The organism is Altererythrobacter chaiwopuensis (assembly GCF_054957735.1).
The window spans coordinates 58,185-71,902 of the sequence record NZ_JBTXJF010000003.1; the positions used below are offsets into that span (position 1 = coordinate 58,185).

Sequence of the window (13,718 nt, forward strand, 5' to 3'; positions counted from 1 at the left end):
CTAGAGCTGCACCACCTTCTGCTCGATCGCACCGAAGATCGAGTGATTTTCCGCATCGCGCATTTCGACCCGAAGCGTGTCGCCGGGCTGCATGAAGGGCGTCTTGGGCGCGCCGTCACGGATCGTCTCGATCATGCGGATCTCGGCAATGCAGCTATAGCCAAGCCCGCCTTCGGCTACGGGCTTGCCAGGGCCGCCATCGGCGCCCTTGTTCGATACCGTTCCAGAACCGATGATCGAACCCGCGCACAGATTGCGCGTCTTCGCCGCATGCACCACCAGCTGCGCAAGGTTGAAGGTGGCGTCAATTCCTGCTTCAGCGCGGCCGAATGCCTCACCATTGTAATCGACCATCAGCGGCAGGTGGATCAGCGAATCCTTCCACGCATCGCCCAGCTCGTCAGGCGTAACCGCCACCGGCGAAAAGGCGCTGGCGGGCTTTGACTGGAAGAAACCAAACCCCTTGGCCAGTTCGCCCGGAATCAGCCCGCGCAGCGAGACATCATTGACCAGCATCACCAGCTTGATGTGGCTGGCCGCGTCCTCAGCCGAAACGCCCATCGGCACATCGTCGGTGATCACCACCACTTCGCCTTCCATGTCGCAGCCCCAGGCCACATCGCCCAGCGGGATATCCTCACGCGGGGCGAGAAAGCTGTCACTCCCGCCCTGATACATCAGCGGATCGTGATAGAAACTCTCCGGCACTTCGGCACCGCGCGCCTTGCGCACCAGTTCGACGTGATTGATGTAGGCACTGCCATCGGCCCACTGATAGGCGCGGGGGAGCGGCGACATCGCCTCACGCTCGTGAAAGCGTTCGCACGGCACCGCTTCATGCTCGACATCTGTTGCCAGCACTTCCAGTTGGGGTGCGATGTCCGTCCAGTTGTCGAGCGCGGCCTGCAGTGTCGGTGCGATATTATCTGCGGCGCAATAGCGTGTGAGATCCTTCGAGACGACGACGAGCTTTCCGTCGCGAGTGCCGTCGTTGAGCGTGGCGAGTTTCATGAGCTTCTCTCTGGATTGTCAGGTTGGTTATCGGGATGCGCGCGCTGGAATTCAGGCAAGGCAAGGCATGCCTGTGCGATACGCATGATATGCGGCTTGTCGCTGAAATCGAACCGGAAACGTTCGGCATTGTAGAATTGCGGCAGCAGCACGACTTCGAAAAAGCCCGGCGCACCAAACAGGAAGTCGCCCGTTCCCAGCTGTGCCAGCCGTGCTTCAAGCGGCACAAAGGTGCGCGCCAGCCAATGGCGATACCAGGTGTCAATCTCATCCTGAGAATGGCCAAGCTGGTCCTTGAGATACTTCAGCACCGGCGAATTGTTCACTGCATGGGTTTCGGTGGCGATGGCATAGGCCAGCTCGCGTGCGGTGTAACGATCTTCCAGCGCTGCGGGCAGCAGCGGTTTGTCGGGATAGGCTTCATCGAGCCATTCGAGCTGCGCCATGGATTGCGCGCGGTCGCGCCCGTCAGCTTCCAGCATGGGCACGCTGCCAAAGGGATTGCGGCGGGTATAGTCCATACTCTTCTGCTCGCTGGTGAGCAGGTTCACCGGGATATATTCGTAGGCGATGCCCTTCAGTTCCAGCGCGATGCGCAGGCGGTAGCTCGTCGAGCTGCGATAATATCCGTAGAGTTTCATGACGTTCGTTTCCTCGTCATTGCGAGCCTGCGAAGCAGGCGCGGCAATCCATGGACCGAATTTTACGGCGCGGATGAGCCGTGGATCGCCGCGCTCCCTGCGGTCGCTCGCGATGACGAATTCGCGTCATCAGAACGCCGCGATGCCAGTAATCCCGCGCCCCAGGATCAGCGCGTGGACATCATGCGTGCCTTCGTAGGTGTTGACCGTCTCGAGGTTCACCATGTGGCGGATCACCTGGTATTCCTCGCTGATGCCATTGCCGCCATGCATATCGCGCGCCATCCGCGCGATCTCGAGCGCCTTGCCGACATTGTTGCGCTTGACGACGCTGATCATGTCGGGCGCAAAGCGGCCCTCGTCCATCAACCGCCCGACGCGCAGCGAACCCTGCAGCCCCAGCGCGATATCGGTCAGCATATCGGCCAGCTTCTTCTGAAAGAGCTGGGTCGCTGCCAGCGGGCGGCCGAACTGCTTGCGGTCGAGCCCGTATTGCCGCGCGGCATGCAGGCAGAACTCGGCCGCGCCCAATGCCCCCCAGCTGATGCCATAGCGCGCGCGGTTGAGGCAGCCGAACGGCCCTTTCAGGCCCTGGACATCGGGCAGCAGCGCATCGGCGCCCAGTTTCACGTCGTCCATCACGATCATGCCGGTGGTGCTGGCGCGGAGCGAGATCTTGCCTTCGATCTTGGGTGCGGAAAGCCCCTTCATGCCCTTTTCCAGCACGAAGCCGCGAATGCCGCCGCCGTGTTCCTCGCTCTTGGCCCAGACTACGAAGACATCGGCGAAGGGGGCGTTGGAAATCCAGGTTTTCGAGCCATTCAGCACGTAGCCGTCACCATCCTTGCGGGCGACAGTCTTCATCCCGCCAGGGTCACTGCCTGCATCGGGCTCGGTCAGGCCGAAGCAGCCGATCAGCTCGCCCGAGGCGAGGCCGGGCAGATATTTGCGGCGCTGCTCCTCGGAGCCGTAAGCATGGATCGGATACATCACGAGCGATGACTGAACGGAGGCCATCGAGCGATATCCGCTATCGACCCGCTCGATCTCGCGCGCGATCAGGCCATAGGCGACGTAGCTGGCACCCGCACCGCCATATTCCTCTGGCAAGGTTGCGCCCAGCAGGCCGGCCTGGCCCATCAGCGGGAAAAGCTCGGGCGCGTCGATCTCTTCGGCAAAGGCCTTGATCACGCGCGGCTGCAATTCGCCCTGCGCAAAGCCGCGCGCCGCATCGCGGATCATCCGCTCGTCTTCGCTCAGCTGGCTTTCCAGATCGAAGGGGTCTTCCCAATTGAACGGGACCATCCCGGACATAGTATCTCCTGTAACTATCTTGCCTGACCCATCGCAGCCTTGTCATGCCGGGGCAAGCATGGACTGGCGGTTATATCGGGCGATACAGAAGCGGAGCCGATCATGAAAGCGCGACTTTTTCGCGCATGGCCGCTGCCGGTCATCCGGCAGGAGTTTATCCGTTCTGGCCAAACTTTCCGATGAAGCCGGACTCATCGCCTGAACTCAGCAATTTGGCCTGTTCGACCCAGGAGTCACGCCGGATACGACCCTGAAATTTGCCCAGCAGTGCGTCGATCCGGTCAATCTCCGTATCGTCCCAATCGGCGATATCGGCATAGCGCGTTACGCCCAATTCGCCGAGCATGGCTGCAATCTTCGGACCGAGTCCCTTGATCCGGGTGAGGTCGTCGCCGCCGGTGGGGGCCGAAGCGGGCGAGGGTGCGGGCGAGGGTGCGGGTGCCGGGGTGGAAGTCGCGCGCGGCGCAGCATCGATCAGCGCCTGGTTGCGCCTGGCGCGCTCGGCCCCTTCGTCCAGCACGTCGCGCTTGTCGGACTTGACCGATGTCTTGCGATTGGCGAGGAGCACAAACCACCCGATCGCCACTGCAATCACCAGCGCAATCAGCATCCATGGCCAGTAGTCGGCGATCATCTGCTCCATCGGGTTATCATCCTCGGCCGGTTAACTCGCGGGGCCATTAGCAGCGCGCGGAGGGCAAAGCCAACCATGCAATGCGCGCAGATCAGGCCTTGGTTTCCTTGCCGCCGATATTGCGCCGAAACAGCACGCGGTCTTCCGGGCCAAAGCCCTTGTGCCAGATCACCCAGCCATATGTGCCCATGATCAGCGGAATGCCGATGATCAGTTCGGCCCATTCAGGTAGCAGCGTGGCGAAATATCCCACCACCACGGCCGGGGCGACCGCCCATACCAGCGGCCAGCGCCAGTTACTGACCGGAAAGCCCAGAATGCGCGCGAGCAGCCAGGCCTTGACCAGGCTGGCAGTGCCCAGCGCCAGCATCAGCGCAATCGCCGCGCCCGCCGCCTTGTACGGTTCGCCATAGCCCAGCCGTTCGACCAGCAGCATCGCGCCCACCGTCAACGCGCCCTGCAGCGCGATCGTGCCAAGCGAAATCGCAAGGTTGCGCTTACGCGCGACATAGACCAGCGCGGCTTCGGACACGACAGCTTTCGCGGCCACGACCTCGGCCAGCAGCAGGAAGGCGAGCGCCCCCGTGCCGCCGACGAAATTGGGGCCGACCAGCCCCATCACCGCTTCGCCGGGAATACCTAGCGCCAGCGCGATGCCGGCCTGTGCAGCGATGATCCAGAAGCCTACCTGCCTTACCTGCGCGGCGATTGCGCTGAAATTTCCCTCTTTCAGATTGCGTGTGATCACCGGGCCAAGGATCGGCTCAAAACTGGTCTTGAGCTTCTGCGGCAGGCTGGCGACCTGCTGCGCAACGTAATAGATGCCCACCGCGGCGGGCGCGGCGAAGAAGCCGAGGATGAAGATGTCGAGCCGCCGTGTGCCCCATTCGACCGCGTCGGCCAAGGCCAGCGGGAAGGCGCGCGCGCTCATCCGGGCCATCTTTACCGGATGCGGCCTCCAACCGCGGGGCAGGCCATAGGTACGCACGAAAGGCCAGGCTGCGGCGAGTAAACCGGCGAAGATCGAGGCGATATAGGCCAGTGCCAGCCCGCTATCGTTCAATGAGGTGTAGAAGAACACGCCAGCCATGATCGAGATCGTCCACGGCTCCACCACCGCGCGGGCGCGCACCGTGGCGGCGATGTCATAGCGATAGGCCTGCGCGGCCAGCAGGATTTCGGTCAGCGCATAGGCTGGAATGGCAATTACCAGCAACCGGTCAAGCTCGGTGTAATTGCCGCTCGGAAACATCGGGGCGGGAAAGAACCACAGCACCAACGCGGCGGCGCAGGAGAGCAGCAACGCCAGCAGCATCCCGTCAAACACCAGGTTGACCGGTTCATCCTCGCCTTCTGTCAGGCGCTGCGCCAGCCCGCGCTTCTCGCCCATCGAGCAGACCAGTGCGATAAGCTCGATCACCACCAGCGCGCTGGCAAAACGGCCCAATGCATCGGCGCCGTAAAGCCGCCCGGCGATGAACAGGAACGGCAGCCGCGCCGCCAGTCGCAGCAGGAACCCCAGAAAATTGGTGCGTCCACCCTTGGCCAGCGCGGCAATGTCACCCTGATCGCTGCTGGTGGGCTCTTGCGGCGAAGCCGAACTGCTCACGCGTCCTCGCCCCATTCAGCGGTGAGCGGGCGCGCCAGCAGGGCATTCACCACTTTGCCCGGTGCTGCCCCGCCAAGCAGGGTATTGACCGCGTTGACGATCGGCATGTCGATCGCTCGATCGCGCGCCAGCTGCTCCAGCACCGGCGCGGTAAACGCGCCTTCGGCCACGGTGCGGCGGTCCGCCATCAGCGCCTGCGCATCGCCGCCTTCGCCAAGCGCCTTGCCGAGCGAGAAGTTGCGGCTTGAGGTTGAGCTGCAGGTCAGCACCAGATCGCCCAACCCGCACAGCCCGGCAAGCGTCTCCGGCTGCGCACCCAACGCCTCGCCGAAGCGCAGCATTTCGGCATAGCCGCGCGCGATCAGGGCTGCGCGCGCATTCTGGCCCAGGCCCAGCCCGTCGACCACACCGCAGGCAATCGCCAGCACGTTCTTGATCGACCCGCCGATTTCCGCGCCGGTCACGTCGTCCGAATAATAGGGGCGGAAGGCGGGGCGGGCCACGGCGGGTGCGAGCCGATTCCATTGTTCGCGGCCGCCGCTGCAGGCCAGCGTGACCGCGGTCGGGAGACCGGCGGCAACTTCGTGTGCAAAGGTGGGGCCTGACAGCACGGCGATCTCGCTCGCGGGCAGGGCTTCCCTGGCGACATCGTTCATCAAGCGGCCGCTTCCGGCCTCGATCCCCTTGCTGCACAGCACCAGGTCGCGCGGCGCAGTGGCCATCTGCGCCAGAACGCTGCCCAGATGCTGCGCGGGGGTGACCGCCAGCACGGTCTCGAACCCCGCGAAATCGGCGAGGTTACCGGTTGCGCGAATCGTTGGGTGAAGGCTGGCTGATGGCAGATAGGGTGTGTTGCGGTGTTCGGAATTGATCTCACTCGCAACCTCGGGCTCGAGCGCCCAGATCAGCACTTCGCGCCCGTCGCTGGCCAACATCTGCGCCAACGCGGTGCCCCACGCGCCCGCACCCAGCACACCAACCGGGGTTCGATGCTGCGTCATGCCTTGACCCCCGCACCGCGCGCAGGCGCAGCCTCAGGGTCGAGCGGCCAGCGCGGCCGCGCGGCGAAATCGAGCGGATCGAACCTGCCAAGCGGCAGCCGCTCGCAACCGGCCCAGGCGATCATCGCAGCATTGTCGGTACACAGCGCCATAGGTGGAGCGGTGAAGCCCATTGCGCGGCGCGAGGCAAGTTCTTCCAGAGCGGTGCGGATCGATCGGTTGGCGGCCACGCCCCCGGCAACCACCAGGCTGGGAACGGTGTCAATCCGTTCAATGGCGTGCTCAAGCCGGTCAACCAGGCAATCGATCGCTGCCTGCTGGAAGCTTGCAGCAATGTCTGCATCGGCGTGGTCACCGCTGTCATGCGCGCGCAAAACCGCGCTCTTGAGCCCGGCAAAGGAGAAATGCGGTTCTTTGGAACCAAGCAGCGGGCGCGGCAGCCGCACCGCCTGTGGATCGCCCTGCAAGGCCAGCTTTTCAAGCGCAGGGCCACCGGGATAACCAAGGCCCAGGATCTTGGCGCTCTTGTCAAAGGCTTCGCCCAGCGCGTCGTCGATAGTGGTGGCGAGGCGGCGATAGCGCCCTACGCCTTCGACCAGCAATATCTGGCAGTGCCCGCCCGAAACCAGCAGCAACAGATAGGGAAATTCCAGCGCCGGATCGGCCAGCCGCGGGCTCAGGGCATGCCCTTCGAGATGATTTATTGCCAGCAGCGGCTTGCCCGAAGCCATCGCCAGCGCCTTGGCGGTGACCAGCCCCACCATCACACCGCCGATCAGGCCAGGGCCAGCGGTTGCCGCGATCGCGTCGCAATCGGCCAGCGTCACGCCAGCCTCCTGCATCACAGCCTCCAGCATCGGGGCAAGCCTTTCAGCGTGCGCGCGCGCTGCGATTTCCGGCACTACCCCGCCATAGGGTGCGTGCTCGGCCACTTGCGAGGCGATCTGCTGGGCGCGGATGGTGCGATCGCTATCCACCAGCGCCACTGCGGTTTCGTCGCAGCTGGATTCTATGCCCAAGACGAGGCCCATGCCGCTTTCCCTTAGAGGTTTGCGAGGCTAGAGCAAGCGCAGCTATGAGCTCAACGACAGCGAAAATCCGGCTTGGCACGCGCAGTTCGCCGCTGGCGATGGTGCAGGCGCACGAGGCACGCTCGCGGCTGTGCGCCGCGCATGGCTGGGCCGAGGACGCGGTCGAACTGGTTCCGGTGCTGGCCAGCGGCGACAAGGTGCTCGACCGGCCGCTGGCGGAAATCGGCGGCAAGGCATTGTGGACCAAGGAGCTTGATCACTGGCTGCACGAAGGCCGGATCGATGCGGCGGTGCATTCGATGAAGGATGTCGAGACGCTGCGGCCCGCAACGCTCGCCATTGCTGCGGTGCTGCCGCGCGCCGATGTGGCCGACCGGCTGATCGGAGCCGCCAGCATTGCCGATATTCCCCGGGGCGCGACGGTGGGCACCAGCGCGCCGCGCCGGGCGGCGCAGCTGCTCCATGCCCGGCCTGACTGCAATGTGGTGTCATTCCGCGGCAATGTAGCAACCCGGCTGTCCAAGCTTGAGCGGGGCGAGGCGGATTGCACGCTGCTGGCATCGGCCGGGCTCGACCGGCTGGGCGAAAATGCGATTGGCGCACGGCTTGACCCGGAAATCTGGCTCCCCGCACCGGCGCAGGGCGCGATCGGGATCGAATGCCGGGCGGACGATGATCAGACCCGGGCGCTGCTGGCGGCGATCGATCACGCGCCCAGTCACCATGCTGTGCTGGCCGAGCGTGCTCTGCTCATGGCGCTGGGTGGAAATTGCCACAGTCCGATCGCCGTGCTGACCACGGCAGAAGGGGATGCACTGACCCTGCGCTGCGCTCTGTTCAGCCCGGACGGTGCCGATCGGATCGAAGCGAGCGCCAGCGGCGCGGCGAGCGAGCATGATTGGCTATCAGGGATGGGTGCCGATCTGTTGGCGCGCCTGACCCCCGGCATGGTGCCGTATTTCGGGCTTAAAGCCGGCTGATGCGGGTATTTGCCATCCGGCCCGAGCCGGGGCTTTCCGCGACCATTGCCGCTGGCGCTGCCTGCGGCCTGCCGATTGCCGGATACCCGCTATCCCGGATTGCGCCGAGCGGCTGGACGCTGCCCGACCTGGCCGGGATCGATGCCCTGCTGGTGGGGAGCGCGAATGTGTTCCGCCATGGTGGAGAGAAGCTCCAGGCATTGGCCCATTTGCCGGTTCTGGCGGTGGGCAAGGCCAGCGCCAAGGCGGCAGAGGGCGCTGGTTTCAAGGTTGCGGCAATCGGCACAGGCGGGTTGCAATCGCTGCTTGATGCGCTTGAGCCGGGCTTTAGCCATCTGCTGCGGCTGGCGGGCGAACAGCATGTCGCACTCAATCTGCCAGCCGGCAGGGAGCTTACACTTCGTGTCGTATATCGTGTGCAAGACACCGATATTAAACCGGAATTTGAGAGAGAATTGAATAAGGGTGCGCTTGTCCTGCTGCATTCTGCGGCTGCGGCCAGGCATTTTGCCGAGGAGTGCGACCGGCTGGGCCTGGATCGCGGCGTGATCGCACTGGCAGCGCTGGGGCCGCGTATCCTTGAGCCGGTGGGTGAAGGGTGGCTGAGCGCCCGCTCGGCAGTGGCCCCGAACGAAGCTGCGCTACTGGCCTTGGCGCAGGACATGTGCCAATAATGGTCGGCAAGGGGTCAAGAGCTGGGTAAAAGCAGCAAGGTCGCAGAACGGACGGTTATGGAATCAAGGTTTGGCAGTCGCCGCAAAGGCCCGTCGATGCGGCCCATCCTGGGTGCAGCAGTGGCATCCTTTCTGCTGGGCGCTGCACTGGTTGGCTATTACTTCTGGCCTGCTGGCGAAACTGACAAGCAAACTGCGGTGGCTGTAGCTGAAGATGCCGGAAATACCGAATCTGACGTAGACGCCGAAGGGGGGCTCTCTCCCGAGCCCACACCGACGGCGGTTGCCAATCGGGCCGCTCAGGCAACCGAGGCGGTTGAGCGCGTAGCAGAACAGCAGGGCGGGCTGGACCAACGGCTGGCCGCGGCTGAACAGCGGCTGGCGCGGCTGGACCTGCAAGCCCAGGCGGCGGCCGGCAATGCCGCGCGGGCCGAAGGGCTGCTGATCGCTTTTGCTACCCGCCGTGCAGTGGAGCGCGGGGCAGAGCTTGGCTATCTGGCGGATCAATTGCGGCTGCGCTTTGGCGATAGCTGGCCCAATGCAGTGCGCACCATCATCACCTTTTCGCGCGATCCGATCACGCTGGACGTGTTGCAGGCGCGGCTTGACGGGCTGGGGCCGCAATTGCGCGAACGCGAAGGGATCAACTCGTGGACCGATTTGCGCCGCGAGCTCGGCGAGCTGTTCGTGATCCGCCGCGAGAGCACGCCATCGCCGCAGCCCGAACGGCGGCTGACTCGGGCCAAGCGGTTCCTCGAAAGCGGACGGATCAATTCGGCGATCGGCGAAGTGCGGAACATGCCGGGCGCAGCGAAGGCCGAGGCCTGGATTGCGGATGCCGAGCGTTATGCTGCGGCAATGGACGCGCTGGAAACGATCGAAACCGCCGCGGTGCTCGATCCGGGCCGGTTGCGTGATGGCGCGGGCAATCCGGTGGAACAGCGCAGCCCGGTGGAAGGGCCGGGCGAATAGGGCCGATCAGGCGCGCAGCAATGCGGGCGCATCGCCCGATACGCCGCGCGCTTCATCCATGAACCAATGCTTGAGCACGGGTATGCGCTGCACGCCGGCCATGCCCAGGCGGCGGATCGCCGAAGCAGTCCTTCCGCGCAGGCCGAACAGCCGGGTCAGCCCGTCGGTTGCGCCCATCACCATCAGCGAATCGAGCGCGCGCCAGTTTTCATAACGCTTCAGTGCTTGCGCATCGCCCGGGTCCAGCCCCAGCCGTCGCGCTTCCTCCAGCACTTCGACCAGCGCGCCGACATCGCGCAGACCGAGGTTGAGACCCTGCCCGGCGATCGGGTGCATTCCGTGCGCCGAATCGCCCACCAACGCCAATCGTTCGCCGGTCAGCCGCGCGGTGTGCTGCAGGCTGAGCGGATAGGAGGAACGCTGGCTGTTGAGCGTGACCTCACCCATGATATCGCCCATTCGCTTGATTACTTCGGCCAGGAACGCCCTGTCTGACAATTTGAGCACGCCCGCCGCGTCCTTTTCGCTGACGGTCCACACCAGCGCGCTGCGATGGGTGCCGTCAGGCCCGTCAAGCATGGGCAGCAGCGCGAAGGGGCCGTCGGGATAGAAGATTTCCCAAGCGACATTGTCATGCGATCTGGAGTGGGTGAGGCCAACGATGATCGCGCGGTGGTGGTAATCCCACTTGGCCATCTTGAGTCCCTCTTCCTCGCGGCTGGGCGAGACGCGGCCTTCGGCACCCACCATCAGCGCGGCTTCGAGCACCGTGCCGTCACCCAGCGTGGCGGAAACGCCGAACTCGCCGCGCTCGCGCGTGACCACGTCAACCGGCGCATGCCAGGCGATCAGGGGCTCCTGCTCTGCCGCCTCGAACAGCGCCAGGCGCAATTGCCGGTTGGCGAACATCCGCCCCAGCGTGCCATCATGCGGCGCCGGGGTGAAATCGATCCGTCCGGGCTTCATCTGGTCGCTGACCGCGATCGAGGCGATCGGGCAACCGTATGGCTCAAGCCTATCGGCGATGCCGATATTGGTGAACAGGTTCCAGCTGGCGGTCGAAATGGCCGAGGCACGCCCGTCGAAGCCTTCGGCGGTGAGCGACCCGGGATCCGCACGATCGACCACATGGCTGGAAAAGCCCTTGCGGGCAGCCGCCAGCGCCAGGGTCATGCCCACCAGCCCGCCGCCGATTATCAGGAGATCGCGCTTTTCGTTCATCGGAACCGTAACCCTGAGCCAAAGGTTTGCGAATAGTCTGAGACATCCCTAGAGGGTCAGCCGTGAACGAAGCAAGGATGTTGAACAAGATCCGCGCGATCTTGGCGCTGCTGGCGCTGCTTGGCGCGCTTGCCGTAGCTACCCCCCTGCGCGCGCAGAATAACAACCTTGCCGCCAGCCTGCATGCCGATGGGGCAGCCATGGCGGGCCAGACGCTGACGCTCGCCATCCATTTCGAACCCGTGTCCGAAGAATGGCATGGCTATTGGTCCAATCCGGGCGATGCCGGCCTGGGCATGCAGCTTGAATGGGAGCTGCCCGATGGATGGCAGGCGGGCGAGCCAACCTATCCGGTGCCGCAGCAACTGCGCATCAGCGGGCTGATGAACCACGTTTACAAGGGCAATTACGCAGTTCTGGTGCCGGTGACGGTGCCGGCAGATTTCGCAGCCTCGGGACCAATCCCGATAGCGGTGAACGGGCAATGGCTCGCCTGCACCGATGCCATCTGCGTGCCCGAGGGCGGCCGGATGAGCGCCATGCTGGCGGTTGATCCCGCAGCGGCGGTGGTCGATCGCCGTTTTGCGCAGTGGCGCGCGGCGATCGCCCCGCCACTCGACCGCAAGGGCCAGTTTGAGCTTGGCGGCGGCAAGCTGCGCCTGGCGATCCCGATCCCGGCGGCGATGGCGCTTTCCGATCCGCATCTGTTTATCCGCACCGAGCGGTTGGTCGATTACGCCGCGCCGCAGAGCTTCCGCCGCAAGGGGGACCTGTTGGTCGCGGAAATCCCGCTCAAGGGCGGAACGCAGCCCCAACGTGTCGAAGGCATATTGTCGCTGGGCGGGGGCAACGGCGTGAAGATCGAAGCGCTGGCGGGTGAGGTGCCTCAAGGCGGCACTCCGGTGGCGACGGGGCAGGGCAGTGCGGCCCCGCCAATCTGGCTGCTGGTGCTTGGCGCGCTGGCAGGCGGACTGGTGCTCAACATCATGCCCTGCGTGTTCCCGATCCTGAGCCTCAAGGCGATCGGCCTGGCGCGCGCTGGGGAAAGCGAGGTGCAGGCGCGCCGCGAAGGCACGGCCTATACTGCGGGCGTGATGCTGGCGACAGTCGCGCTGGGCGCAGTGTTGCTGGCGCTGCGCGCTGCGGGCGAGCAGGTGGGCTGGGCGTTCCAGTTGCAGGAGCCGGGCGTGGTGGTGTTCCTGCTGGTGCTGGCTGCCGTGATCACCGCCAATTTCGCGGGTATGTTCGAGCTGCCCTCGCTGTCGTTCACGCGGCAGGGCGAGCCGGCCAGCGCCTTTGCCACAGGGCTGCTCGCGGCCTTTGTCGCGACGCCTTGCACCGGCCCGTTCATGGCGGTGGCGCTGGGTGCGGCGCTGCTGCTGCCGCCGGCGCTGGCGCTGGTGCTGTTCGCGGCGCTGGGGCTGGGGCTGGCGTTGCCGTTCCTGTTGATCGGGTTCGTGCCGGCGCTGCGGCGCAAACTGCCGCGGCCCGGCGCCTGGATGGACACTTTCCGTAAGGCGATGGCGGTGCCGATGGGGCTGACGGCGCTCGCGCTGGTATGGCTGACCGCGCGGCTGGGCGGACAGGGCTTTGCCATGTTCGCGCTGGTGATGACCGCAGGGGTGATCATGGCGCTGATCGCAGTCGGGCGGCTGCAGCGGCGCGGCAAGATGGCCTGGCCCGCCTTCGGCCTGATCGCGGCGCCTTTCCTGATCTTTGGTGCGTTTGCGCTGCCCGCCAGCTTTGCCGAGCAAAATAACCAAAGCTCCGAATCGCTGCTCCAGCCGCGCCTGTTCAGCGAGGCTGCGTTGGCCGAGGCGCGCTCCAGCGGCAGGCCGGTGTTCGTGTGGTTCACAGCCGACTGGTGCGTCACCTGCAAGGTCAATGAAAGCGTGGCGATCGAGCGCCAGGTGACCAAGGCTGCGTTCGACAAGGCTGGCGTGATCGCCATGGTGGGGGACTGGACGCGCCGCGATGCAGCGATCAGCACTTTCCTGACCGCACAGGGTGCGGCGGGCGTGCCGCTCTATCTGTGGTACGAGCCGGGCGCGCAGGCCGAGCAGCTGCCGCAGGTGTTGACGGCTGACATGCTTATTGAACGGGCGCAGCGTCCTCGCTGATTGTTGGTGCCGGAGCGGAGGCGCTACAGTTCTCGATCAAGGCGCCGGGGCGCGGGCTTGGATTGAGAACCACGCGGCCTGCGCCGGGAATGGTAACGGCCACTTCGCGCCTTCCGGTGAGCACTTCCCAGTTTGGATCGCTGGCCGGTAATTCTGCCTGCCACAGCCATTCACCATCCACCTCGGTCGCGTCGATTGGGATGCGCGATATATGCCCGTTGCCGATCAGGGCCGCAAAGGCCTTGGCGTTGGCATCTGCCTGCGCATAGCGGGTAAGCCTGATTGTGGCGACACCCTGAGCTTCAATGCAGCCGAGAGAGATGAGCGAGGGCTCACCCGCTTTCCCGTAAATGATCCGGCCAGGGGCGGCGCTATCAGCCCAGATTGCGCCCTCGGTATCGGGCGAATCGATCGGCTCGGAAGGACCGCCGGGTGCCGCGGGTTCGCTGACGGCGATATCGGCATCGGTTGGCGGGGGCTTGCAGGCGGCCAGCATTCCCACGGACGCGC

General features: G+C 65.0%; 13 protein-coding genes. 4 read left to right on the plus strand and 9 right to left on the minus strand.

What is annotated here, in order from left to right:
• The 7 genes from ACX3VQ_RS11755 to tsaD form a co-directional block, all read right to left on the minus strand.
• Complete coding sequence (locus ACX3VQ_RS11755; protein ID WP_462581264.1) at positions 1 to 1,011, minus strand: fumarylacetoacetate hydrolase family protein; 1,011 nt, start codon at positions 1,009 to 1,011, stop codon at positions 1 to 3.
• A complete protein-coding gene (gene maiA / locus ACX3VQ_RS11760) occupies positions 1,008 to 1,652 on the minus strand; it encodes a maleylacetoacetate isomerase (RefSeq protein WP_462581265.1) in 645 nt (214 codons plus the stop codon). Before maiA ends, ACX3VQ_RS11755 begins: the two co-directional genes overlap by 4 nt.
• Before the next feature lie 129 nt (positions 1,653 to 1,781).
• Positions 1,782 to 2,966, minus strand: a complete 1,185-nt coding sequence (locus ACX3VQ_RS11765) for an acyl-CoA dehydrogenase (protein WP_462581266.1) — start codon at positions 2,964 to 2,966, stop codon at positions 1,782 to 1,784.
• Between the two features lie 154 nt (positions 2,967 to 3,120).
• Positions 3,121 to 3,609 carry a hypothetical protein gene (locus ACX3VQ_RS11770; RefSeq protein ID WP_462581267.1) on the minus strand — a complete coding sequence of 163 codons (489 nt, stop codon included), beginning with the start codon at positions 3,607 to 3,609 and terminating at the stop codon, positions 3,121 to 3,123.
• Between the two features lie 82 nt (positions 3,610 to 3,691).
• The gene (locus tag ACX3VQ_RS11775) at positions 3,692 to 5,224 is read right to left on the minus strand and encodes a lipopolysaccharide biosynthesis protein (protein ID WP_462581268.1); all 1,533 of its coding nucleotides are present in this window, start codon (positions 5,222 to 5,224) and stop codon (positions 3,692 to 3,694) included.
• The gene (locus ACX3VQ_RS11780; protein WP_462572489.1) at positions 5,206 to 6,210 is read right to left on the minus strand and encodes an NAD(P)H-dependent glycerol-3-phosphate dehydrogenase; all 1,005 of its coding nucleotides are present in this window, start codon (positions 6,208 to 6,210) and stop codon (positions 5,206 to 5,208) included. Before ACX3VQ_RS11780 ends, ACX3VQ_RS11775 begins: the two co-directional genes overlap by 19 nt.
• On the minus strand, positions 6,207 to 7,241 hold the full coding sequence (tsaD, locus tag ACX3VQ_RS11785) for a tRNA (adenosine(37)-N6)-threonylcarbamoyltransferase complex transferase subunit TsaD (RefSeq protein ID WP_462572488.1): 1,035 nt from the start codon (positions 7,239 to 7,241) through the stop codon (positions 6,207 to 6,209). Before tsaD ends, ACX3VQ_RS11780 begins: the two co-directional genes overlap by 4 nt.
• A 44-nt stretch (positions 7,242 to 7,285) precedes the next feature.
• Between tsaD and hemC the strand changes: the two genes are divergently transcribed.
• The 3 genes from hemC (at position 7,286) to ACX3VQ_RS11800 (ending at position 9,867) form a co-directional block, all read left to right on the plus strand.
• Complete coding sequence (gene hemC / locus ACX3VQ_RS11790) at positions 7,286 to 8,221, plus strand: hydroxymethylbilane synthase (protein WP_462572487.1); 936 nt, start codon at positions 7,286 to 7,288, stop codon at positions 8,219 to 8,221.
• Positions 8,221 to 8,895: a uroporphyrinogen-III synthase gene (locus ACX3VQ_RS11795; RefSeq protein WP_462572486.1), complete on the plus strand. Its 675-nt coding sequence runs from the start codon at positions 8,221 to 8,223 to the stop codon at positions 8,893 to 8,895. The genes hemC and ACX3VQ_RS11795 overlap by 1 nt, the downstream gene beginning before the upstream one ends.
• Before the next feature lie 96 nt (positions 8,896 to 8,991).
• Positions 8,992 to 9,867, plus strand: a complete 876-nt coding sequence (locus tag ACX3VQ_RS11800; RefSeq protein WP_462572485.1) for a hypothetical protein — start codon at positions 8,992 to 8,994, stop codon at positions 9,865 to 9,867.
• A gap of 6 nt (positions 9,868 to 9,873) precedes the next feature.
• Here ACX3VQ_RS11800 and ACX3VQ_RS11805 read toward each other — a convergent pair whose 3' ends face one another.
• Positions 9,874 to 11,088: a UbiH/UbiF/VisC/COQ6 family ubiquinone biosynthesis hydroxylase gene (locus tag ACX3VQ_RS11805; protein ID WP_462581269.1), complete on the minus strand. Its 1,215-nt coding sequence runs from the start codon at positions 11,086 to 11,088 to the stop codon at positions 9,874 to 9,876.
• Between the two features lie 62 nt (positions 11,089 to 11,150).
• On the opposite strand from ACX3VQ_RS11805, the gene ACX3VQ_RS11810 reads away from it, so the two are divergent.
• Positions 11,151 to 13,208, plus strand: a complete 2,058-nt coding sequence (locus ACX3VQ_RS11810; protein WP_462581270.1) for a protein-disulfide reductase DsbD family protein — start codon at positions 11,151 to 11,153, stop codon at positions 13,206 to 13,208.
• Here ACX3VQ_RS11810 and ACX3VQ_RS11815 read toward each other — a convergent pair.
• Positions 13,180 to 13,710, minus strand: coding sequence for a hypothetical protein (locus ACX3VQ_RS11815; protein ID WP_462581271.1), 531 nt, complete (start codon positions 13,708 to 13,710; stop codon positions 13,180 to 13,182). The genes ACX3VQ_RS11810 and ACX3VQ_RS11815 overlap by 29 nt on opposite strands.
• Positions 13,711 to 13,718 lie beyond the last annotated feature (8 nt).